Genomic DNA, 19,764 nt, shown 5'->3' on the forward strand with positions numbered 1-19,764 from the left:
CGATGAGCGACCAGCCGTATCAGGGACAGGGTCACGGACAGGGCCAGGGGCACGGGCAGGGTCAGGGGTACGACGGGTACGACCCGTATACCCAGCAGCAGGCCGCGCCGCAGGCATGGCCCGGGCAGCAGCAGCCGCACGACGACGCGCAGGCCGCCCAGCAGTACACCCAGCACTGGCAGGGACAGACCTGGGAGACCCAGGTGCAGCCGCCGATGACGACGGGCCCGGCCGCGGAGACTCCGTCGTACCCGCAGCAGCAGTCCGCGCCGCCGCAGGCATGGTCCGGGCAGCAGGGCTGGGACGGCGGGGCGCAGGGACGACAGCAGCCTCCCGCGCAGGCGCAGGCCCACCCTCACCCTCACTCCCACGCTCAGGCTCAGTTCCAGCCAAATGCGCAGGTGCAGAGCGGGGCGCGGATTCAGGCCCCCGCGCCGGTCAGGGACACGGACACGGATGCGGCTGCGGACGTTCAGTCGGGCGAGGACGCCGACGGCTACGGTCCCGCGACGGTTTCCGGCAACGCCCGCATCACGGACGCCCAGCGGGCCCGGCTGGAGGGCCGTTCCCCGATCATCGAGCCGGGGATGCAGCCGGCCGCGCTCACGGCGCTGCTGGGGCTGCTGCTCGCGGGGGCGGCGGCGGTCGGGTCGTACGCCCTCCTGCTGCCCCTGGTCGCCCTCCAGGCGCTGACCGCGGCGGGCTGGTTCCGGCTGAACGGCATGTGGCCCGCCCGGCAGGGCATCGCGCTGGCCTTCGCGGGGGCGGTGACGGCGGACGTGGCGCTGCTGGCGTCCGGCCGCGCGCCGGCCGCGATCCTCGGCACGCTGGGTGTGTGGGTGCTGCTGTCGCTGGTCCTGCAGCTGCGCTCGCACGCCGATCCGGACGAGCGGATGTACGGCCTGATGGCGACGGTCGTCTCGGCGGCGCTGGCCATCGTCGCGGGCGGATTCCTCGCGGCGGAGGCGGACGCGGTGACCGTCGGGGCGCTGGCGGTCGCGGTGGCCGTCCTGGCCCGGGCACTGCCGCTGCCGACGCCGGCCTCCGTGGTGGTCTCGCTGCTCGCGGCGGCCGGGGCGGGAGTCGCCGGGGGCGCCATGACCGGGGTCGGTGCGGGCGGGGCGCTGCTCGGGGCGGGCGCCGCGGCGTGCGCGCTGATCGGCCATCGGGTGGCGAGCTACGACTACCCGTCGAGGTTCGTCCACTTCACGGCGGGCGTCGCCCTGCCGCTGGCGGCGGCGGCACCGGCGGTGTACGTGCTGGGTCGCGCGCTGGTCTGAGCGCTGGGCTGAATGCCAGGGGTTCCCCGCCCCGGCACCTGTTACAGATGATCGACAATTCGCCGGTCAACCCCCGGCGCGGCGTTACCCTCACGCATGACGGCCACCAGCCGTGATTGACCGTCATGACCGTCAAGACCAATGTCGTTGATGACCGCCAAGGTGGGGGAACACCACAACATGCGCGCCCTGCGGATACTCCTGATCATCGTCGTGATACTCGGCGGCCTCTTCGTACTGGCCGACCGGCTCGCCGTCGGGTTCGCCGAGGACGAGGCGGCCGGCAAGCTCCAGAACACCGAGAACCTCGCCACGGCGCCCGACGTGTCGATCAACGGCTTCCCGTTCCTGACCCAGGTCGCGAGCGGCACGCTGGACGACGTCGAGGTCGGCATCAAGGACTACGAGGCCACCGCCGGCACCAACGGCAAGACGATCCGGATCGACGACCTCAAGGCGAACATGAAGGGCGTCGAGTTCTCCGGCGACTACAGCTCCGCCACCGCGGCCACCGCCACCGGCACCGCGTCCATCACCTACGCCGAGCTGCTGAAGACCGCCAAGTCCGAGCCCACCCAGGTCGCCCCCGGCGTCACCGCCAGCGTCATCGGCCTCTCCGACGGAGGCAACGGCAAGATCAAGGTCGCCGTGGAGGCCACCGTCCTCGGCACCAAGCTGCCCGAGCCGGTCTACGTCCTGAGCTCCGTCACCGCGCAGGGCGACACCGTGCGGGTGAAGGCCGACACGCTGCCCAACTTCGGCGGCGTCGACATCGCCGAGGCCAAGGCCCGCGCGATCACCGACTTCCAGCAGAACATCGAGGGCCTGCCCGGCGGCATCCAGCTCGACAGGGTCCAGGCGGCGAAGACCGGCGTCGAGATCACGGTGCGGGGTTCGAACGTCCGCCTCGCGGGGTAGTACGCACGCCGACACACCGCTCGAACGCCGTGTGTCCGACTGGCGAGACGGCGCTGTCCGTACCGTAGATGTGATCGTCGAAACAGGCGCGCGGAGGACACCTCCGTGCGCCTTCGGTGGTTATTCGATCCCACATCCCGGACGATCCCGTCTCAGGATGCGACACGCCGGTGACACGCCCGCCTGTCCGTCCCTACGATCGAGCCCATGCAGTGTCAGACAAGCGTCCTCCGGTCGCGGGGACAGGCGGATCTCACGAAGCGGCGGGCAGTAGACCTGTGCCGCGTCGCCGCCATGCTCTGTCGCCCCTTCTGAGCGGAAGCTCCGACTTCTGCGTTTCCCCACGCCCTGCCCAGGGCACAGGTGCGCCGTCTCGGCATGAGCGCGCGCACCCCCACCGCACTCGCACGCCCCGCCGCAACTGCCCCGGAGGAGAGAAGAGCATGAGCCGCAGCGACGTCCTCGTCGACGCCGACTGGGTCCAGGACAACCTGGACAACGCCAACATCGCGATCGTGGAGGTGGACGAAGACACGTCCGCCTACGAGAAGAACCACATCAGGAACGCGATCCGCATCGACTGGACCAAGGACCTTCAGGACCCGGTCCGCCGCGACTTCATCGACCAGGAGGGCTTCGAGAAGCTCCTGTCGGCGAAGGGCATCGCCAACGACACCCTGGTGATCCTCTACGGCGGCAACAACAACTGGTTCGCGTCGTACGCCTACTGGTACTTCAAGCTCTACGGCCACGAGAACGTCAAGCTTCTCGACGGCGGCCGCAAGAAGTGGGAGCTGGACGCCCGCGAGCTGGTCGAGGAGGTCCCGCAGCGCGCCGAGACCGTCTACAAGGCCAAGCCGCAGAACACCGCCATCCGCGCCTTCCGCGACGACGTCGTGGCGGCCATCGGTTCGCAGAACCTGGTCGACGTCCGCTCGCCCGACGAGTTCTCCGGCAAGCTGCTCGCCCCGGCCCACCTCCCGCAGGAGCAGTCGCAGCGCCCGGGCCACGTCCCGTCCGCCCGCAACATCCCGTGGTCGAAGAACGCCAACGACGACGGCACCTTCAAGTCGGACGACGAGCTCAAGGAGCTCTACGCCGAGGAGCAGGTGGACCTGGCGAAGGACACCATCGCCTACTGCCGCATCGGTGAGCGCTCCGCGCTGACCTGGTTCGTGCTGCACGAGCTGCTCGGTGTGGAGAACGTCAAGAACTACGACGGCTCCTGGACCGAGTACGGCTCCCTGGTCGGCGTTCCGATCGAGCTCGGCGCCAACAAGTAACCCAACCCTCTCGTAACCCCCGACCGGCCTTCCTTCCGGTCAGACCCCTCTTGGAGAAAGACATGTGTGGAGCGAAGGCCGGCGGCCCCGACGCCTCGACGATCAAGCCCGGTGAGACCACGATCCAGGGTCAGGTGACCCGCGACGGCGAGCCGGTGACGGGCTACGTCCGTCTGCTGGACTCGACCGGCGAGTTCACCGCGGAGGTCCCCACCTCCGCCACGGGCCAGTTCCGCTTCTACGCGGCCGAGGGCACCTGGACCGTACGCGCCCTGGTTCCCGGCGGCACCGCCGACCGCACGGTCGTCGTCGCCGAGAAGGGCGCTCTCGCCGAGGTCGCCATCGCGGTCTGAGCGAGGCCGACAGCCGAACAGCTGTCGAAGAGGGGCCGCATCCCACGGGTTGGACGCCAGGGATGCGGCCCTTCGTCATGCCGCGCCCCGGTGCTACGGGCCTACCCTGGAGTCATGTACGCACGGCGACGTCACTGGTACTTCGCCATGATGGGGACGTGCATCACGCTCTTCGTCCTGGCGTGGAGCGTCGTACGCCTCTGGTCGGTCCCGGTGGCCGTCGGGATGTGCGTGGTCGCCATGGTCATCCCGCCGCTCGCCGCGATGGTCGCCAACCGGCGGGGCCCGGAGGACCGCTGGTGGGACGACCCGTCCGGCGATCCCCAGTCCGACGAGTGGTGGGACGAGCTGGACGGCAAGAAACGCCCCCGGTCGCAGTAGAGGTACGCCCCCGGTCGCAGTAGAGGCGTGTCCCCGATCGCAGTAGGGGCGTGTCCTCGGTCGCAGTAGGGGCGTGCCCTCCGTCTCAGTAGACGAGCGCCTGTGTCTCGTCCCCCAGGGCTTCCTGTACGAAGACCTGCGCGCCCGCGATCCGTACGCCCTCGATGAGGTCCTTCTCCGTGATGTCCCGGCGGGCCGCGCACTGGGTGCACAGGGTGAGGCGGCCGCCGGCCAGGATCGCGTCGATCAGGTCGGGCAGCGGGGCGGCGTGCGGCAGTTCGAACTCGGCGGCGCGGCCCGGCAGGGCGAACCAGGCGGACTCGCCGGTCAGCCACAGCGACACCTCGACCCCGCTCGCCACGGCCACCGCCGCCACCGTGAACGCCTGCGAACAGCGTTCGGGGGCATCGGCCCCCGCCGTCACCTTGATCACGAGCTTCTTCGCCATAGCCGGAATCGTAGTGCCGCAGGCGCCCGCGTAAGCTTGGCCACGGCCTTGTGCAACCGCACCCTCGCTCACCAAGGAGCACCCTGTGGAGATCTTCTTCGAAGCACTGCTGGCACTGGTCTGCGTCGGCGTCCTCGCATTCGCCGGCCTGACCGTGAAGAAGCTGTACCAGGGCCAGCGCTGACCCGGATCGCCGCGAACACCGACTTACGAGACTTCTGAGCTGCTCATGATCGAGATTCCGTCCGACCTCCACAAGGACCTGGTTCCGCTCGCCTTCCTGCTCGGCAACTGGGCGGGTGCGGGCGTGCACGACTTCCCCGGGTCCGAGAAGTGCAACTTCGGGCAGGAGGTCACCTTCACGCACGACGGTCGTGACTTCCTGGAGTACCAGTCCCACACCTGGGTCCTGGACAACGACGGCAACAAGGTCAGGCCGCTGGAGTCCGAGCACGGCTTCTGGCGCATCGACGCCGACCGCAAGGTCGAGGTCACGATGGTCCGCGACGACGGCGTCGTCGAGATCTGGTACGGCGAGATGGCCGAGAAGAAGCCGCAGATCGACCTGGTCACGGACGCGGTGGCCCGTACGGCGGCCTCCGGCCCGTACAGCGGCGGCAAGCGCCTGTACGGCTACGTCAAGAGCGACCTGATGTGGGTCGGCGAGAAGCAGACCCCCGAGGTCGAGCTGCGCCCCTACATGTCGGCGCACCTGAAGAAGGTCGTCACCCCGGAGGACGTCGAGCGCTGGGCCAAGGCTCTGCCCGACGACATGCCGGACGACGGGATCGCGTTCTTCAAGTAGTTCTACACTCGTCGGTGTGGTGAGCACCGACTGGAAGAGCGACCTCAGGCAGCGCGGCTACCGGCTGACGCCGCAGCGGCAACTCGTGCTCGAAGCCGTGGACACCCTTGAGCACGCGACCCCCGACGACATCCTCGTGGAAGTGAGGAAGACGGCGTCGGGGGTCAACATTTCCACCGTGTACCGGACCCTGGAGCTCCTGGAGGAGCTGGGGCTGGTCAGCCACGCCCATCTCGGGCACGGCGCGCCGACGTATCACCTGGCGGACCGGCACCATCACATCCATCTGGTGTGCCGCGACTGTCAGAACGTGATCGAGGCCGATGTGTCGGTGGCCGCGGAGTTCACGGCCAAACTGCGGCAGACCTTCGGGTTCGACACGGACATGAAGCACTTCGCGATCTTCGGCCGGTGCAAGGACTGTGCGCTGAAGAGTTCAACTACCGAGTCGTAGGGTTAGTCATATGAAGAGCCCTCTGCTGTCCCTGCCCGGAGCCGTGCCCGCCGAGGGTGTGGACGAAGGCGTCGCCGCCCACTACGGCGATCTGTTCCGTGAGCAGCGTGCCCTCGCCGACGGCACCGGATTCGTCGACCTCTCGCACCGCGGGGTCGTGACCGTCTCCGGCGAGGACCGGCTGAGCTGGCTGCATCTGCTGCTCACCCAGCACGTCAGCGACCTGCCGACCGGCGAGGCCACCGAGGCGCTGATCCTCTCCGCGCACGGCCACATCGAGCACGCGCTGTATCTGGTGGACGACGGGACGACGGTCTGGGCCCATGTCGAGCCCGGCACCCAGGAGGCGCTGATCGCGTACCTGGAGTCGATGAAGTTCTTCTACAAGGTCGAGGTCGCCGACCGCACCGCCGACTTCGCGGTCGTCCACCTGCCCGCCGGCTCGATCGCCGAGGTGCCGGAGGGCGCCGCGGTACGTGAGACGGCGTACGGCCGTGACCTCTTCCTGCCCCGGGCCGACCTGGAGTCGTACGCCGAGAAGGCGGGCCCGCCGGCCGGGATCCTGGCCCACGAGGCGCTGCGGGTGGAGCACCATCGCCCGCGTCTCGGCTTCGAGACCGACCACCGCACCATCCCGCACGAGCTGGGCTGGATCGGCACCGCGGTGCATCTGCAGAAGGGCTGCTACCGCGGCCAGGAGACCGTGGCCCGCGTCCAGAACCTCGGCAAGCCGCCGCGCCGGCTGGTCTTCCTGCACCTGGACGGCAGCGAGGTCCACGTGCCGGCGCACGGCACCGAGATCCGGCTGGCCGACGAGGACCCGGACGGCCGCAAGATCGGCTTCATCACGACGTCCGTACGCCACCACGAGCTCGGCCCGGTCGCGCTCGCGCTGGTGAAGCGGAACGTGCCGCTGGACGCGAGGCTCGTGGCCGGAGAGACGGCGGCCGCGCAGGAAGTGGTCGTCGAGCCGTAGGCGTACGCCAGATCTCCGGCAGTCAGATCTCCAGCAGCACGGTGAACGGGCCGTCGTTCGTCAGGGACACCCGCATCTTGGCGCCGAAGCGGCCCGTCGCCACCGTCGCGCCGAGGGCGCGGAGTTGGGCGACGACCTCGTCGACCAGGGGCTCGGCGACGTCGCCGGGGGCGGCGGCGTTCCAGGTGGGGCGGCGGCCCTTGCGGGCGTCGCCGTAGAGGGTGAACTGGCTGATGACCAGGAGCGGGGCGTCGATGTCGCTGCACGAGCGCTCGTCGTGCAGCATGCGGATCGACCAGAGTTTGCGGGCGAGTTGGGCGGCCTTCTCCTTGGTGTCCTCATGGGTCACCCCGACCAGGACGCACAGCCCTTCGCCGCTGATCTCCCCGACCGTCTCACCGTCCACGACGACACTCGCGCCGTCCACTCTCTGCACCACAGCTCGCATGCCGCCATCATGCCGTGTGCGCGGGAGTGCCTCGTAAGGGGCTTCTTTTTGTTTCCTTAACCCCCCATCTGGGGCTGTTCGTGGGCACTCGGTCACATAGCGGCCAGTTGGGATGGCACCATGCTTCCACGCGCCGGTCGAGGGGACGGTAGAGGCACATGAGCACACCGAGTACCGGGCAGCCGCCTGCGGCTGTCGTGTTGAACCAGGCGGCCAACCTGGACGGCATCCGCCCGCCCACACAACGCACCGCCGACGACCCGGGTCCGGGCCCACGGCTGCCCGTGGAACCGCCCGAGCACGATCTGACCGTACTCAGCCTGCCGGAGCTGCGCACCCTGCGCCGCGACGCCCAGCGCGACGAGGCGGACCTGAGTTATGTACGACGTCTGCTGCAGGGGCGGATCGACATCCTGCGGGCGGAGCTGGCACGCCGCTCCCCGGCCGGGGCGGCGTCCGTCGTGGACCGTCTCCCGGAGATCCTGACCGACGCACCGGCCCGCCACCGCTCCTCGGCCCGCCATGTGACCCTGGGCACCCCGCAGAGCGAGGAGTACCGGCGGTTGGCGGCGGAGATGCTGGCGGAGGTCGAACTGTCCGACCTGGAGGCACGTACGGACGTCGAGCTGAACACCGCGATGGGGCGGCTCGTGCGCTACGAGCAGCAGGTGTCGCGGCGCCGCCAGCGGTTGCAGCGGACGGCCGACGACTGCAGCGCGGAGATCGCACGACGGTACCGGGACGGCGAGGCCCAGGTGGACGACCTCTTGACGTAGCCGAAGGGAAGGGGCGCTTTCCCTTCGACCCGCCAGGGGGCTCCGCTCCCTGGACCCCCGCTTCTCAAACGCCGGAGGGGCTGGTTCTCAGCCCGTCCGGCGGGGGCGAGGAAAATGCGACGACTCCTGCCACGGCGCCCGCCTACCGTGACCCCATGACCCGCCCCGGCCCCCACATCGACGTCTGCCCGATCACCCAGGCCGACATCCCCGACTGGACCCGGGCCCTGCACACCGGCTTCCTGCGCACCCCCGACGTCTCCGAGGCGGAGATCGCCGCCGAGTACCCGATCTACGGCCGCCACGGCTTCGGTCCCGCGACCTGGTCGGCCCAGTGGACCGTGGACGTCCCCCGCACCGGCCTCGACCCGAGGTGGGCCGGCCCGGAGAAGGGCGGCCGTATCGACATCGTGGACGGGGCGGACGTACGCAAGATCGGCCCGGAGCTGTACGAGCGGGTGCGTCGCGCCCAGCCGGGTGCCGTCGACCGCGACGGCCGCTGGTGGCAGATCAACACCGGGGCGCTGCACCTGGGCAGGGTCCCGTGGATCGATCCCTTCTTCGCCGTGTACCGCTCGTCGGGCGGCGAGGTCGAGGGGCTGGTGTCGTACACGGCGGACGACCACTGGGGCGACGGCAAGCAGCCGTTGAACACGGCGACCGTGAACTGGCTGGTCACGTCGATACCGGACGCGGAGCGCGCGGTGGCGTCATCTGTGCTCGATCGACTGGATCACGACCGTGAACAGCGGTTGGCGGGCCCCCGACGACCTGTCGCCCTTCCAACTCCCGGACCCGCGGGCCGCCCGGATCACGACGCTCAGGGATTGGTTGTGGGTGCGGATCCTGGATGTCGTACGGGCTCTGGAGGCGCGGACGTACGAGGGGGGAGGGTGTGTTGGTGCTCGATGTCGTGGACGCGGCGGGGCTGGCCGGTGGGCGTTATCGGCTGGAGGTGACGGCGGACGGGGCCTCCAGCACGCCGACCACTTCTGCCGCCGAACTCACCCTCGACATCGGCGACTTGAGCCGTCTGTGGCTCGGTGACGAGTCCGCCGTACGGCTTGCCGCGCTGGGCCGGGTGCGGGAAGAACGAGCGGGCGCCGCCCTGGTGGCCGACGCCCTGCTTCGTACGTCCAGGCGACCTCGGTGCCCGGACCAGTTCTGATCCCTCCTCTCGGCCGGCGACAGGTCTGCTCATCCGTAGCGAGCTGTTCAGTTGTGGCTGTGCGATGTCGTTGTTCAGTTGTCGATGTTGAGTTGTGACTGTGCTGTTGGTGCTGACTGACCGAGCTCCCGGCTCCCCTCCGGAAGGGAGCCCGGTCAGCCGGACTGGGTGAGCAGCATCACGAGGATGACCGCTCCGATGCCGCCGATCATGGTGTTCCTGGCCTTGATCCCCAGGGTCAGCGCGAGAAAGGCGATGATGCCCATCACGCCGTACCTGACCTGGAGCAGCTGCTCGAACCCGACCGCCAGGGCGGCGACGAAGAGGAAGACGATCGGCATGAGGTCCATCCTTCCGAGTGGGCGGAGGGGACCCCGCCGATGTGAGGTGCTGAAGGCGTCAGAGCGACCAACCATCGGAAAGTGCAACCATGTTGAGTAAGTTGGCGACCAACTTACCGTGAGTTGCGCTGTCTTGGAAGTGTCTGGTAACCATCTGCCGGTTAACTGCCCTGAGATGGCGCAAAGTTGTAATCTTCCGGTGTGAACGTGAAGGACGCCGCCCTCGACAGGGGTAAGAAGGGTGCGCCGTCGCCCCGCAAAGTGGCGGATGAGCTGCGCCGCCGGATCAGGTCCGGTGCGCTGCGACCTGGTCAGCGCATGCCCACCCAGGCCAAGCTGGCCGACGAGTTCGGCGTCGAGCGCGGAGCCGTACGGCAGGCCCTGCGCATCCTTCAGTCCGAGCACCTGCTCACCAACGTGTCCAAAGGGGCCCCGGCGACCGTCGCCCCCGACCTCGGCAAAGCGCCGGCCGGCCCGGGAGCTCCGCCGCAGTCCACCATGGTCGCCCTCGCCCCGCGCATCGCCGCCGCCTTCGCGGCCCCGCACGTCGAGATCGACGCCCTGTGCCTCACCTCGGTCTCGCTCACGCTCGCCCTCGGCGAACCGCTCCGCCAGATCCACGCCGGGCAGCTGAAACCGGCCAAGGTCGACGTCCGGGTCCTGCTGCCGAGCCGCGACATCCCGCTCGCGTTCCCGGCACCGGTGGACGACTCGGCCGACGGCGCCGACGAACAGCTGCGGCGCCACTGGCTCGCCCGGCGCAATGCCCAGGGGCAGGTGCTCCAGCACAATCTGCTGGCGCTGCGTGCCACGCACGGCATCGATGTGCGGGTCAGCTTCCGTGCGCTGCCGTTCACTCCGCCGGTGAAGCTGTACGTGCTCAACAACGCGGAGGTGCTCTTCTCCTACTACACGCTGACGCGCCGTGAGGTGGAGATCGACGACCAGTATCTGGAGACGTACGACGCCGATGGCACGCGGTCTCCGCTGTTCGCCTTCGAGCGCGGGGCCGGGTGCCAGGACACCGCGTTCGTGGAGCAGTCCCACCTGTCGTTCAACGCACTGTGGGAGACCATCAGCAGCGACTTGTCGCTGACCTGATCGCCGGCGGCTCACAGCGCCGGCCTTGAGACCAGCAGGGCGAGTGCGATGGCGCCGATGGCGCTGCACGTCTGGTTGCGGACCTTGATGCCGACGATGAGCAGTGCCAGCGCGAGGAGGCCCGGCGCGCCGTACCTCCACCGAAGGAACTCCTGCGCGGTGAGGCCCATGGCAGCGGTGACGATCCGGGTGATTTCCACGACGGTGTCTCCTTGGGGCGGGAAGGAAGAAGTCCCCCTTCGGTGGGAAGTGTGCTGTAACTCCGCCGAGTTGGTCGAAGTTGGTGACCAACTCTGGTTATCTTGTACCAACTTGGTGGGTAGCCCTAAACAGCCTCCGAAGAACTCCCCTGAATCGGGATGGGGTCGTAGCGTTTGGTCGTGGCCGAGGAGAACATGGCAGTGAACGGCAGCAGGAGACGTTCGCCCCAGCAGATCGCCGACGCTCTGCGGGAGCGAATCCGCGTCGGGGAGCTCAGGGCGGGAGACCGCCTGCCCACCCAGGCCGAACTCGCCGAGGAGTTCGGTGTGGAGCGCGGCACTGTGCGGCAGGCCCTCCGGGCGCTCCAGGAGGACGGCCTGCTCAGCAACGTCAGCAAGGGCAGCCCCCCGCGGATCGCCGAGCCCGCCTCGGACCGGGCGGAGCCCCAGCCGACGATGGTCGGACTGGCACCGCGGCTCACGGAGGCGTTCGCGGCACAGCACGTGCGGATCGACGTGGTCTGTCTGACGGCGGAGACGCTCATGATGGCGCTGGGTGAGCCGATCCGGCAGATCCACGAGGGCCGTGTCCGCCCCGAGTCGATCGGCGTCCGCATCCTGCTGCCGAGCCGCGACGTCGACCTGGCCTTCCCGGTCCCGGTCGAGGGCCGCGGCGAGGACGACCCGGTTCACCAGCGCTGGCTGGCCCAGCGCAACGCCCAGGGTCAGGTCCTGCGGCACAACCTGCGTGCTTTGCGCGGCACGCACGGCATCGACGTACGTGTCACGTTCCGCGCCCTGCCCTTCACGCCGCCGGTGAAGCTGTACCTCCTCAACGGCACGGAGGCGCTGATCGCGTACTACCTGATCGCGCGCCGCGAGGAGGTCTCGGACAGCGGAGCGCTGGACATGTACGACGTCCTGGGCACCGAGTCCCTGCTCTTCTCCTTCGAGAAGAAGGTGGGGCAGCGCGACACCGCGTTCGTGGAGGAGTCCCAGAAGTGGTTCGACGCCCTCTGGGAGACCATCACCACGGATCTGAAGCTGGGTTGACGCCGGACGCGTGCGGTGGCATCGGGCGGCCACATGTGGGGGCTTCCCTTCCACATTTTCAGGCCAATTTCCCGCAGCCGGCGGATTGTCCGACCTGGTGACCCGGAGACCCTGCCTGCCAAGTGGCTTGCCACCAGGGCGAGTTGACCGAGATCGCATGTTGGCGTCTGTCACAGCCCTCGCCTCCGATCGTTCCACTTGCCGACTTATGTTGACCTTGTTCGGCCAATTGGACTGCTTGCCTTGATATGGCTGTTCCCGGACTGACTGATCGACTAACCAATAGTCCAATCGGTAGGGGATTTTGGTCAGAAGTGGTGTGGTAATGGACGGATGGCGGTAGGTTCGGCCTGTGGTCACCTCGGGAAGCGCAGGCAGGGGCGAGAGCGGAGGCAGGGCTTCGCGCGTGGAGAACGACCTGCGCGAGTGGCTGTCGGAGGGGACCTACGGGCCGGGCGACACGCTTCCGCCGCAGCGGGAGCTCGCGGTCATATTCGGCGTCTCCCGGGACACCGTGCAGAAGGCCCTGAAGCCACTCGTCGAAGAGGGGCTGGTCAGTTCCCGCCAAGGCAGCGGGATCAAGGTGCTGCGGGCGGCGAGCGGTGTCACCCCGGAGCCGTCGCCGGGACGCCCGGGCCGGAGGACGCTCGGCCCGGTGATCCGCAAGGCGTTCGAGAGCCCGGCGGTGTCCCTGGACGTCTACACCCTGACCGCCGAGACGCTGGTCGGCCACATCAGGGTGCAGGCCGAGCGCATCATGGCCCGCGAGATCACTCCGGAGCGGGTGACGGTGCGCATGATGCTGCCGTCGACGGACGAGCCCCGCCCGTATCCCCGGGCCGTGGAGCCGGGTGACCACAGGGTGTGGGACCGGTTCCGGGACATCGCCCAGCAGCGCGAGGAGGAGATGCGGTACCTGCTGGCGCAGTTTCCTCCCGGCATCGAGGTCGCAGTGAAGATCCGCAAGGTGCCCCTGATCCCGGAGTTCAAGCTGTACGTGTTCAACGACTCGGAGATGCTGTTCGGCCCCTACGTACCGGTGCGCCTGGAGATCCCGGTCGGTGGCGATGCCGTCCCGGCCCTGGACGTCCTCGGTCTGAGATCGCCCCTCACCTTCCACCAGCGGGAAGAGGACGCGGAGTCACACGATTCGGTGTTCTTCTCCAGCATGCAGGACTGGTTCGAATCCGTCTGGGACCAACTGGGCACCCCCGGTGTCGGGAACTGACCGAATGTCTTCAGTTGCGCCCAAAAGGCGGTACGGGAGAACGAAGCTCTCACGGCGGGCTAATCTGCGCCTTCATGTCCCCCCAACTGTCTCGCCGGACACACCGGCGCCTGGTGCGTCTCCTCGCCGAGGCCCGGCGCAGGAGCCCCGGCGGAACGGTGGTCATCGGCCACCACAACAGCAACACCGTCCTGCCCCTGGGGCAGCCGCTGGCCTTCCTGCTGGGAGCCGGTTCCGGCCGTGCCCTCGCCAAGTTCCGTACGCCCATGGAGACGATCGAGGTCGTGCCGCGGATCTGGCGGCGCGAGTCGCAGGTACTGGATGCCGTACGGATCCGGCTCGGCGCGGACACCCCGCGCTGCCTCGTGGACCACGACAACTGGTCCCTGCACACCCACGTTCCCGGCCGTGTGCTGTCCGACGTGGCAGCCGAGGGCACGGTGGGCGCGGACCGGTTGGCGGCGTTGGCCGAGTTCTTCGCCGCCCTGGCCGAGGTGCCACTCGACGGTCTTTCGCCGCCGCCGGCCGACTGGCCGGAGCACGGCGACAGCCAGGGCTTTCTGGCCTGGCAGGCGCGGTTCACCGGGGAGCACGTCCACCGGGCCAACCAGGGGCGCTTCGGAGAGCTCTTCGAAGCGGTGGGTATTCCCGAGGACGCGATGGAGCGGTTCCTGGACTCCGCGCGACCGCTCACCTCACGGCCCTTCGTACTGCTCCACACGGACGTCCACCGCGCGAACATCGTGCTCTCGCCGGGGCCGGGCGGGGAGCGGCCCGTCGTCATCGACTGGGAGCTGGCGATGATCGGTGACCCGCTCCACGACCTGGCCACACATCTCGTTCGGATGAACTACGGCCGGACGGAACACGAGCAGATGGTCCAGCTGTGGGCCGACGCGATGTTGCGAGCCGGACATGCGGAACTGACCACCGGGATGCGTCACGACCTGCCGGTGTATCTCGCCCTGGAATACGCGCAGTCGGTGTTCGCCGACGTGATGCGGGCCGCGGCCGGTCTGCCGGAGCGCCCCACCGACCTGCATTTCGCCGTCGCCGCCCGTCAGGTGTGCCGGGCGGTGCGGCGGGCCTGGGCGGCACTGTGCCTCGTGGACGAGCCGCCGGACGAACGCACGGCGGAGGAGGCGCTGCGTCGCTGGTACGCCTCCGACGGGCGCGTGTCGATGGGCCGACACCGGAACAGGAATGCGGGGCAAAATGATCTAAAAGGGAAGAACCTTCGGGGAAGCCACCCCGGCAACGGCGCGGTAGCGGAACGCTTGGAGCGGCATGGCTGTTGAACTGGATGACATCGTCGGCGCGCGGAAGCTCCTCTCGCCCGTTGCGGACGGCTCGGGGGTGCGGTGCGTCCTCTTCGACTTCGACGGCCCGATCTGCCAGCTGTTTCCCGACGACTCGTCGAGGCCCCTGGCCGACGAGGTCCGGAAGGTGATGGCGGATTTCGGTGTCGTGGACGTACTGATCGGGGAGGAGCGGACCGGCAAGGATCCACATCTGCTGCTGCGCGCTGCCCGCCGGGTGCGCGGCGCCGCTCGCGGTGACCTCGTCAGGGCGCTCGAAAAGTGCGTGACCAGCGGTGAGTTGAAAGCGGTGAGGCGTCCGGCACCGCTCACACCGAAGGCGGACGTACTCATCCGGCAACTGGCCGGACAAGGACTGCTCCTCGCTGTCGTCACCAACAACTCCCGGATCGCGGCGGACAGTTACCTTCGAATCCGCGGTCTGCGCCGGTACTTCAAGGTCATCCATGGCCGCACCACCGACCTCGACCTGATGAAACCGCACCCCGACACCCTGTTCCGTGCCCTGGGGGACCTGGGCGTCCCACCGACGAACGCGGTGATGATCGGCGACACCCCGACGGACGTCGAGGCCGCCAGGTCGGCGGGCGTCCGGTTCATCGGGTATGGCAGGAACGAGCTGAAACGGACGCGGCTGCGCAATGCCGACGCGGATATCGTGCTGGGGGAGTACGCTCCGCTGCTCGACCAGGCGGGGGAGAGGAGTGCCGGTGGGCCAGGAGACCGCCTCGTGGACGAGACTGCGTGCCGTTGAGCTGTCGGGGGACGCGTCTGCGGTCGAGGGGCCGCTGGCGGGCTACTACAACGAGACGTATGTTATAGCGCTGCCGGACGGGTTCTCGGGCGGTGCGCGCTGGAAGTGCCGTGAACCTCGGCGGGCCGTCCTGTGGTTCGACCGGAGGTGCTTCGCGTCCGAGGACGAGCTGCTCGCCGCACTTGCCGGGCGGGTCGAGTGCGTGCCGGAGATGATCGGTGTCGGCACTGCCACGTTGCAGCGGTTCATCGACGGCCGGACTCTGGGGGCGGGGCACCGGCGGGGCACCGCGATTCCGGGTTCCTGTGTAGACGAGCTCGTCCATACCTTTCGTCAACTGGCGGCGATCACCGGCGGAACGTTGCGCGTCGAGCGCCGCTGTCAGAGGGAGGACCGGCCGGAGGAGGGGGACAGCGCCGGATTTCTCGAAAGGCTGGTCTGCTTCGTCGAGGAGCGGGTCTATCAGGAGAACCTGGACAGCTTCGGGGCACTCTTCCGGTCCCTCGGCATCGACGACGATGCCTTCAAGTACTTGCGCAAGTCGGTCGCGGGCCTCGCTCCGCGGCCGTTCTGCCTGCTCCACTGCGACCTGCACCGGGAGAACCTGATCGTCGACCGCGAGGGGCGGCTGTGGGTCATCGACTGGGAGTTGGCGATGCTCGGCGACCCGCTGTACGACCTGGCCACTCATCTGTATCTGATGCGCTATCCCGGCTGGCAGGCACATCAGGTGACGGCTCGCTGGGCGGCTACCGTCGAGGCCGTACGGACCGGTATGTCCCGAGGGGCGGCGGAGGATCTCCCCGTCATCCTGGCGTTCAAGCGGGCCCAGTCCGTCTTCACCGACGTCATCAGGCAGGCCCTCACCCTGCGGTCCGATGCCCTGTCGGTCGTCCGGGCGGCAGGGCAGCTGCGCCAGGTCCTCGAAAGAGGGGCCGAACCGCTGGGCATGGCGTCCGTTCCGTCCCGGCGCCAGATCGCGGCGAGCCTGGCCGCATGGCAGCGTGCCTCCGCCGCCGGCGCCGCTGCGTAGGCTCGCCCCATGAGCGAGATCGGCCTGCGCGAGCGCAAGAAGCGGCGGATGTACCAGACCCTGTCGGACACCGCCATCCGCCTCTTCCTGGAGAAGGGCTTCGACGCCGTCTCCGTCGCCGAGGTGGCCGCAGCCGCGGAGATCTCCAAGCCGACGCTCTTCCGGTACTTCCCGGCGAAGGAGGACCTCGTCCTGTACCGGTTCGCCGACCACGAGGACGAGGCCGCGCGGGTCGTACGGGAGGGGCCCTCGCCGGTCGCGGCGCTGCGGCGGCACTTTCTGGACGGGCTGGACCGGTGCGATCCCGTGACCGGCCTGAACGACCATCCCGAGGTGCTCGCCTTTCACTCGCTGCTGTACGGGACCCCGTCCCTCGTCGCCCGCGCGTACACCTTTCAGCAGCGTTCGGAGGCCGCGCTCGCCGAGGCGCTCGGCGGGGATCTGGACGCACGGCTGGCCGCCGGGCAGATCGTCGCCGTACAGCGGATCCTCGCGAACGAGAACTGGCGGCGGATCGCCGGCGGGGAGCCCGTCGCGAAGGTGAAGGCGGATGCCGTGGCGGCGGCCGAGCGGGCGTTCGGGCTGTTGGAGGCGGGGCTGCCGTGGCTGGCCGCGCACGACAGCCAGTGATGCTGAGCAGCAGCCGATGGTTCTGAGTGCCTGAGTAAAAAATTTAACTCGGTTACGAATTTTCGGTACGCTCCATGGAATGACGTCACCTGAACCCGCCCTCCACCACGCCCTCGTCCAGGAACGCGCTCACCACGACCGCTGCCGGACCGCCCTCTCCGCCATGGTCGACGGGGCCCAGGAGCACGTCGTCACCGGTGCGGACGTCTCCGCCTCCGGTGCCGATGCCGAGGTGCTGGGGTACCAGCTGCGCAGTCATGCGAAGGCGATGCGTGAGCTCCCCGAAGGGCCCCTGTTCTTCGGGCGGCTGGAGGCCGGTCGGCAGAGCCTGCACATCGGGCGGCTGCGGATCACCGAGCGCCCGGCCGAGCCGCCCCTCGTCGTCGACTGGCGAGCCCCCGTCTCCCGCGCCTTCTACCAGGCCACGGCCCGTGATCCGCAGGGCGTCTCCGTACGCCGACGGTTCGGCTGGGCGCCCGGCAGCCGCGGTGACTCCGCCGACCTGACCGGGCTGGAGGACGAGCACCTCGACCGGGGCGAGTCGCGCGTCAGCGACATCGTCGCCCGGGAGATCGAGCGGCCCCGTGTCGGGCCCATGCGGGACATCGCGGCCACCATCCAGCCCGAGCAGGACGATCTCGTACGGGGGGAGCTGGCCATGTCGGTGTGCGTGCAGGGCGCGCCCGGCACCGGCAAGACCGCCGTCGGACTGCACCGCGCCGCGTATCTGCTCTACACCCACCCGCAGCGCATCCGGCGCGGCGGCCTGCTGATCCTCGGACCCAACCGGACCTTCCTGTCGTACATCTCCCAGGTCCTCCCGGCCCTCGGCGAGACGGGCGTGCGGCAGTCGACGCTCGGGGAGGAGATCGCCGGATGTCCGGTCCGCGGGGTGGACGGCGAGCGCGCGGGTGTCCTGAAGCACGACGTCCGGATGGCGGAGGTGCTGCGCCGGGCGCTGTACGCCCGGGTGGGGGGCCGGGGCGGGGCCGTCGACTCCCTTGTCGTGCCGGACGGTTCGTACCGGTGGCGGGTTTCGGCGGAGGAGCTGGGGCGGATCGTCGCGGGGGTGCGGGGAGAGGAGCCGCCGTACGGCGTCGGGCGGGAGCGGGTGCGTACGCGGGTGGTGCGGCGCATCCAGGAGCAGGCCGAACGGCGGGCGGGGCCGCAGAGCGCGGCGTGGGTGCGGAGGATCTCGGGGGCGCGGGCGGTGGGCGCGTACGTCGACGCCGTATGGCCGCGGGTTCGGCCCGAGGAGGTGGTGGCCGCGTTGCTCGGGGAGCCGGCCGTGCTGGCGGCCGCCGCCGACGGGGTGCTGGACGGCGAGGAGCAGAAGGCGCTGCTGTGGGCCAAGCCGCCGCGGTCGTGGAAGTCGGCGCGCTGGTCGGCCGCCGACCTGGTGCTGCTCGACGAGGTGGCCGGGCTCATCGAGCATCCGCAGGGGTACGGCCATGTCGTCGTCGACGAGGCGCAGGATCTGTCGCCGATGGAGTGCCGGGCGATCGCGCGCCGGGCGCCGTTCGGGTCGGTGACCGTGCTCGGGGATCTGGCGCAGGGGACGACGCCGTGGGCCGCGCGGTCGTGGGGGACGGTGCTACGGCACCTCGGCAAACCGGACGCGGCGGTCGTGCCGCTGACCACCGGGTTCCGGGTGCCCGGGGCGGTGCTGGCGCTGGCCAACCGGCTGCTGGAGCGGCTGGACGTGGAGGTGCCCGAGGCCCGTTCGCTGCGCGGCGACGGGGAGTTGAGGTTCCGGGAGGCCGGGGGCGATCTGCCGGGCGCGGTCGTGGGCGCCGTACGGGACGCGCTGGGCCGGGAGGGATCCGTGGGGGTCGTCGCGGCCGACGGGGATGTGGGGCGGGTGCGGGCGGCGCTGGGGGCGGCCGGGATCCAGGTGGGGGGTGCGGACGAGCTCGGGGCGCGGGTGGCGGTCGTGTCGGCGAGTGTGGTGAAGGGGCTGGAGTACGACCATGTCGTCGCCGTGGAGCCGGCGGCGATCGTGGAGGCGGAGGAGCGGGGGCTGCACCGGCTGTATGTGGTGGTGACGCGGGCGGTGGCGGGGTTGGAGGTGGTGCACGGGAGGCCGTTGCCGTGGTGACCTTTCGGGGCGGCGGCGGGTTCCGGCGCGGATCCTCCGCCGCCCCGGCGGTCATGGTCATGACGGTAACTTTCCTTGTATGACTGCCATGAACGAATTCCAGGAGATCCCCACGACCACCCTCGCCGACCTGCTGGGCCGTGAGCAGGTGATGGACATCGGGATGCGTCCGCTGTGGAACCCGGTGCCGCGCATCGCCGGGCCGGCGTTCACCGTGCGGTGCCCGCCCGGCGACAACCTGATGCTGCACGCGGCCATCCACCGCGCCGAGCCCGGATCGGTCGTCGTGGTGGAGTCGGGCGACCTGGACTACGCGCTGGCCGGCGGGAACGTCTGCGCCGTCGCCCACCGCCGTGGCGTCGCCGGGTTCGTCGCCGACGGGCTGATCCGGGACCTGGCGGAGGTACGGGAGATCGAGTTCCCGGTGTTCGCACGCGGCGTCATCCCGATCCCGGGCGGCAAGTCCGTCGTACGGCCGCTGAACGAGCGGGTGCGGTGCGGGGGCGTGTCGGTCGACGCCGGGGACATCGTGGTGGCCGACGAGGAGGGCGTCGTGGTCGTGCCGGCCGCCCGCCGGGACGAGGTGCTCGCGGCGGCCCGGGCCAAGCTGGCCAAGGAGGCCGCGGAGACCCTGGACGACTGGGAAGCGGCGCATCGGGCGCGGATCGACAAGATCCTCGCGGAGAAGGGGTTCGAGGGCTGAGGGGTTCGAGGGCT

General features: G+C 69.6%; 23 protein-coding genes and 1 pseudogene. 20 read left to right on the top strand and 4 right to left on the bottom strand.

The genetic code is table 11. The features are described 5' to 3' along the window. Positions 1 to 2 precede the first annotated feature (2 nt). The 6 genes from POF73_RS25465 to POF73_RS25485 all read left to right on the top strand — a co-directional run bounded on the left by POF73_RS25465 (position 3) and on the right by POF73_RS25485 (position 4,215). Positions 3 to 1,280 carry a hypothetical protein gene (locus POF73_RS25465; protein WP_272119500.1) on the top strand — a complete coding sequence of 426 codons (1,278 nt, stop codon included), beginning with the start codon at positions 3 to 5 and terminating at the stop codon, positions 1,278 to 1,280. Between the two features lie 180 nt (positions 1,281 to 1,460). After that, entirely contained in the window at positions 1,461 to 2,198 is a 738-nt protein-coding gene (locus tag POF73_RS25470; protein WP_272119816.1) for an LmeA family phospholipid-binding protein, read from the top strand. A 207-nt stretch (positions 2,199 to 2,405) separates the two neighbouring features. Next, the gene (locus POF73_RS46300; RefSeq protein WP_351714517.1) at positions 2,406 to 2,513 is read left to right on the top strand and encodes an Ms5788A family Cys-rich leader peptide; all 108 of its coding nucleotides are present in this window, start codon (positions 2,406 to 2,408) and stop codon (positions 2,511 to 2,513) included. Between the two features lie 128 nt (positions 2,514 to 2,641). Continuing rightward, positions 2,642 to 3,481, top strand: a complete 840-nt coding sequence (locus POF73_RS25475; RefSeq protein ID WP_272119502.1) for a sulfurtransferase — start codon at positions 2,642 to 2,644, stop codon at positions 3,479 to 3,481. Between the two features lie 62 nt (positions 3,482 to 3,543). After that, a complete protein-coding gene (locus tag POF73_RS25480; protein ID WP_043502058.1) occupies positions 3,544 to 3,834 on the top strand; it encodes a DUF1416 domain-containing protein in 291 nt (96 codons plus the stop codon). A 114-nt stretch (positions 3,835 to 3,948) separates the two neighbouring features. Further along, the gene (locus POF73_RS25485; protein ID WP_272119509.1) at positions 3,949 to 4,215 is read left to right on the top strand and encodes a DUF3099 domain-containing protein; all 267 of its coding nucleotides are present in this window, start codon (positions 3,949 to 3,951) and stop codon (positions 4,213 to 4,215) included. An 85-nt stretch (positions 4,216 to 4,300) separates the two neighbouring features. Here the strand turns inward: POF73_RS25485 and POF73_RS25490 are convergent, their stop codons facing one another. Next, positions 4,301 to 4,663, bottom strand: coding sequence for a DsrE family protein (locus POF73_RS25490; protein WP_272119511.1), 363 nt, complete (start codon positions 4,661 to 4,663; stop codon positions 4,301 to 4,303). A 229-nt stretch (positions 4,664 to 4,892) separates the two neighbouring features. On the opposite strand from POF73_RS25490, the gene POF73_RS25495 reads away from it, so the two are divergent. The 3 genes from POF73_RS25495 to ygfZ are packed head-to-tail and all read left to right on the top strand — an operon-like array spanning position 4,893 to position 6,898. Further along, on the top strand, positions 4,893 to 5,468 hold the full coding sequence (locus tag POF73_RS25495) for an FABP family protein (RefSeq protein ID WP_272119513.1): 576 nt from the start codon (positions 4,893 to 4,895) through the stop codon (positions 5,466 to 5,468). 16 nt (positions 5,469 to 5,484) lie between these two features. Further along, complete coding sequence (locus tag POF73_RS25500) at positions 5,485 to 5,922, top strand: Fur family transcriptional regulator (protein ID WP_272119515.1); 438 nt, start codon at positions 5,485 to 5,487, stop codon at positions 5,920 to 5,922. Between the two features lie 10 nt (positions 5,923 to 5,932). Next, positions 5,933 to 6,898: a CAF17-like 4Fe-4S cluster assembly/insertion protein YgfZ gene (gene ygfZ / locus POF73_RS25505; protein ID WP_272119516.1), complete on the top strand. Its 966-nt coding sequence runs from the start codon at positions 5,933 to 5,935 to the stop codon at positions 6,896 to 6,898. 22 nt (positions 6,899 to 6,920) lie between these two features. Here ygfZ and dtd read toward each other — a convergent pair whose 3' ends face one another. Further along, positions 6,921 to 7,346: a D-aminoacyl-tRNA deacylase gene (gene dtd / locus POF73_RS25510; protein ID WP_272119518.1), complete on the bottom strand. Its 426-nt coding sequence runs from the start codon at positions 7,344 to 7,346 to the stop codon at positions 6,921 to 6,923. A gap of 158 nt (positions 7,347 to 7,504) precedes the next feature. On the opposite strand from dtd, the gene POF73_RS25515 reads away from it, so the two are divergent. Both POF73_RS25515 and POF73_RS25520 read left to right on the top strand, forming a co-directional pair. After that, positions 7,505 to 8,122, top strand: coding sequence for an RsiG family protein (locus tag POF73_RS25515; protein ID WP_272119520.1), 618 nt, complete (start codon positions 7,505 to 7,507; stop codon positions 8,120 to 8,122). Positions 8,123 to 8,277: 155 nt separating this feature from the next. Further along, positions 8,278 to 9,290, top strand: a pseudogene (locus POF73_RS25520) (sterol carrier protein domain-containing protein). A gap of 155 nt (positions 9,291 to 9,445) precedes the next feature. Here the strand turns inward: POF73_RS25520 and POF73_RS25525 are convergent. Then, positions 9,446 to 9,631 (bottom strand): hypothetical protein, encoded by a 186-nt coding sequence (locus POF73_RS25525; protein ID WP_272119522.1) that lies wholly within the window; start codon positions 9,629 to 9,631, stop codon positions 9,446 to 9,448. A gap of 261 nt (positions 9,632 to 9,892) precedes the next feature. Between POF73_RS25525 and POF73_RS25530 the strand changes: the two genes are divergently transcribed. Continuing rightward, positions 9,893 to 10,732, top strand: a complete 840-nt coding sequence (locus POF73_RS25530) for a winged helix-turn-helix domain-containing protein (protein WP_272119818.1) — start codon at positions 9,893 to 9,895, stop codon at positions 10,730 to 10,732. Between the two features lie 11 nt (positions 10,733 to 10,743). Here the strand turns inward: POF73_RS25530 and POF73_RS25535 are convergent, their stop codons facing one another. Next, positions 10,744 to 10,932 carry a hypothetical protein gene (locus POF73_RS25535; protein WP_272119523.1) on the bottom strand — a complete coding sequence of 63 codons (189 nt, stop codon included), beginning with the start codon at positions 10,930 to 10,932 and terminating at the stop codon, positions 10,744 to 10,746. Between the two features lie 174 nt (positions 10,933 to 11,106). On the opposite strand from POF73_RS25535, the gene POF73_RS25540 reads away from it, so the two are divergent. The 8 genes from POF73_RS25540 (at position 11,107) to POF73_RS25575 (ending at position 19,750) form a co-directional block, all read left to right on the top strand. Beyond that, a complete protein-coding gene (locus tag POF73_RS25540) occupies positions 11,107 to 11,985 on the top strand; it encodes a GntR family transcriptional regulator (protein WP_272119525.1) in 879 nt (292 codons plus the stop codon). A 406-nt stretch (positions 11,986 to 12,391) separates the two neighbouring features. Then, positions 12,392 to 13,213: a GntR family transcriptional regulator gene (locus POF73_RS25545; protein ID WP_272119528.1), complete on the top strand. Its 822-nt coding sequence runs from the start codon at positions 12,392 to 12,394 to the stop codon at positions 13,211 to 13,213. A 74-nt stretch (positions 13,214 to 13,287) separates the two neighbouring features. Continuing rightward, entirely contained in the window at positions 13,288 to 14,511 is a 1,224-nt protein-coding gene (locus POF73_RS25550) for a phosphotransferase family protein (protein WP_272119530.1), read from the top strand. Then, on the top strand, positions 14,501 to 15,286 hold the full coding sequence (locus tag POF73_RS25555; protein WP_272119532.1) for an HAD family hydrolase: 786 nt from the start codon (positions 14,501 to 14,503) through the stop codon (positions 15,284 to 15,286). Before POF73_RS25550 ends, POF73_RS25555 begins: the two co-directional genes overlap by 11 nt. Continuing rightward, positions 15,243 to 16,319: an aminoglycoside phosphotransferase family protein gene (locus tag POF73_RS25560; RefSeq protein ID WP_272119534.1), complete on the top strand. Its 1,077-nt coding sequence runs from the start codon at positions 15,243 to 15,245 to the stop codon at positions 16,317 to 16,319. Before POF73_RS25555 ends, POF73_RS25560 begins: the two co-directional genes overlap by 44 nt. Positions 16,320 to 16,328: 9 nt before the next feature. Further along, entirely contained in the window at positions 16,329 to 16,949 is a 621-nt protein-coding gene (locus POF73_RS25565; RefSeq protein ID WP_272119536.1) for a TetR/AcrR family transcriptional regulator, read from the top strand. A 79-nt stretch (positions 16,950 to 17,028) separates the two neighbouring features. Continuing rightward, on the top strand, positions 17,029 to 19,047 hold the full coding sequence (locus tag POF73_RS25570; protein ID WP_272119538.1) for a HelD family protein: 2,019 nt from the start codon (positions 17,029 to 17,031) through the stop codon (positions 19,045 to 19,047). A 79-nt stretch (positions 19,048 to 19,126) separates the two neighbouring features. Continuing rightward, entirely contained in the window at positions 19,127 to 19,750 is a 624-nt protein-coding gene (locus tag POF73_RS25575; protein ID WP_272119540.1) for an RraA family protein, read from the top strand. Positions 19,751 to 19,764 lie beyond the last annotated feature (14 nt).

Origin of the sequence: Streptomyces sp. HD (genome assembly GCF_028369295.1) — a bacterium.
Taxonomy (GTDB): Bacteria; Actinomycetota; Actinomycetes; order Streptomycetales; family Streptomycetaceae; genus Streptomyces.

Coding starts and splice junctions, on each gene's coding strand:
- POF73_RS25465 (WP_272119500.1), top strand. CDS start 3: ATGAGCGACCAGCCGTATCAGGGACAGGGTCACGGACAGGGCCAGGGG.
- POF73_RS25470 (WP_272119816.1), top strand. CDS start 1,461: ATGCGCGCCCTGCGGATACTCCTGATCATCGTCGTGATACTCGGCGGC.
- POF73_RS46300 (WP_351714517.1), top strand. CDS start 2,406: ATGCAGTGTCAGACAAGCGTCCTCCGGTCGCGGGGACAGGCGGATCTC.
- POF73_RS25475 (WP_272119502.1), top strand. CDS start 2,642: ATGAGCCGCAGCGACGTCCTCGTCGACGCCGACTGGGTCCAGGACAAC.
- POF73_RS25480 (WP_043502058.1), top strand. CDS start 3,544: ATGTGTGGAGCGAAGGCCGGCGGCCCCGACGCCTCGACGATCAAGCCC.
- POF73_RS25485 (WP_272119509.1), top strand. CDS start 3,949: ATGTACGCACGGCGACGTCACTGGTACTTCGCCATGATGGGGACGTGC.
- POF73_RS25490 (WP_272119511.1), bottom strand. CDS start 4,663: ATGGCGAAGAAGCTCGTGATCAAGGTGACGGCGGGGGCCGATGCCCCC.
- POF73_RS25495 (WP_272119513.1), top strand. CDS start 4,893: ATGATCGAGATTCCGTCCGACCTCCACAAGGACCTGGTTCCGCTCGCC.
- ygfZ (WP_272119516.1), top strand. CDS start 5,933: ATGAAGAGCCCTCTGCTGTCCCTGCCCGGAGCCGTGCCCGCCGAGGGT.
- dtd (WP_272119518.1), bottom strand. CDS start 7,346: ATGCGAGCTGTGGTGCAGAGAGTGGACGGCGCGAGTGTCGTCGTGGAC.
- POF73_RS25515 (WP_272119520.1), top strand. CDS start 7,505: ATGAGCACACCGAGTACCGGGCAGCCGCCTGCGGCTGTCGTGTTGAAC.
- POF73_RS25525 (WP_272119522.1), bottom strand. CDS start 9,631: ATGCCGATCGTCTTCCTCTTCGTCGCCGCCCTGGCGGTCGGGTTCGAG.
- POF73_RS25550 (WP_272119530.1), top strand. CDS start 13,288: ATGTCCCCCCAACTGTCTCGCCGGACACACCGGCGCCTGGTGCGTCTC.
- POF73_RS25555 (WP_272119532.1), top strand. CDS start 14,501: ATGGCTGTTGAACTGGATGACATCGTCGGCGCGCGGAAGCTCCTCTCG.
- POF73_RS25565 (WP_272119536.1), top strand. CDS start 16,329: ATGAGCGAGATCGGCCTGCGCGAGCGCAAGAAGCGGCGGATGTACCAG.
- POF73_RS25570 (WP_272119538.1), top strand. CDS start 17,029: ATGACGTCACCTGAACCCGCCCTCCACCACGCCCTCGTCCAGGAACGC.
- POF73_RS25575 (WP_272119540.1), top strand. CDS start 19,127: ATGACTGCCATGAACGAATTCCAGGAGATCCCCACGACCACCCTCGCC.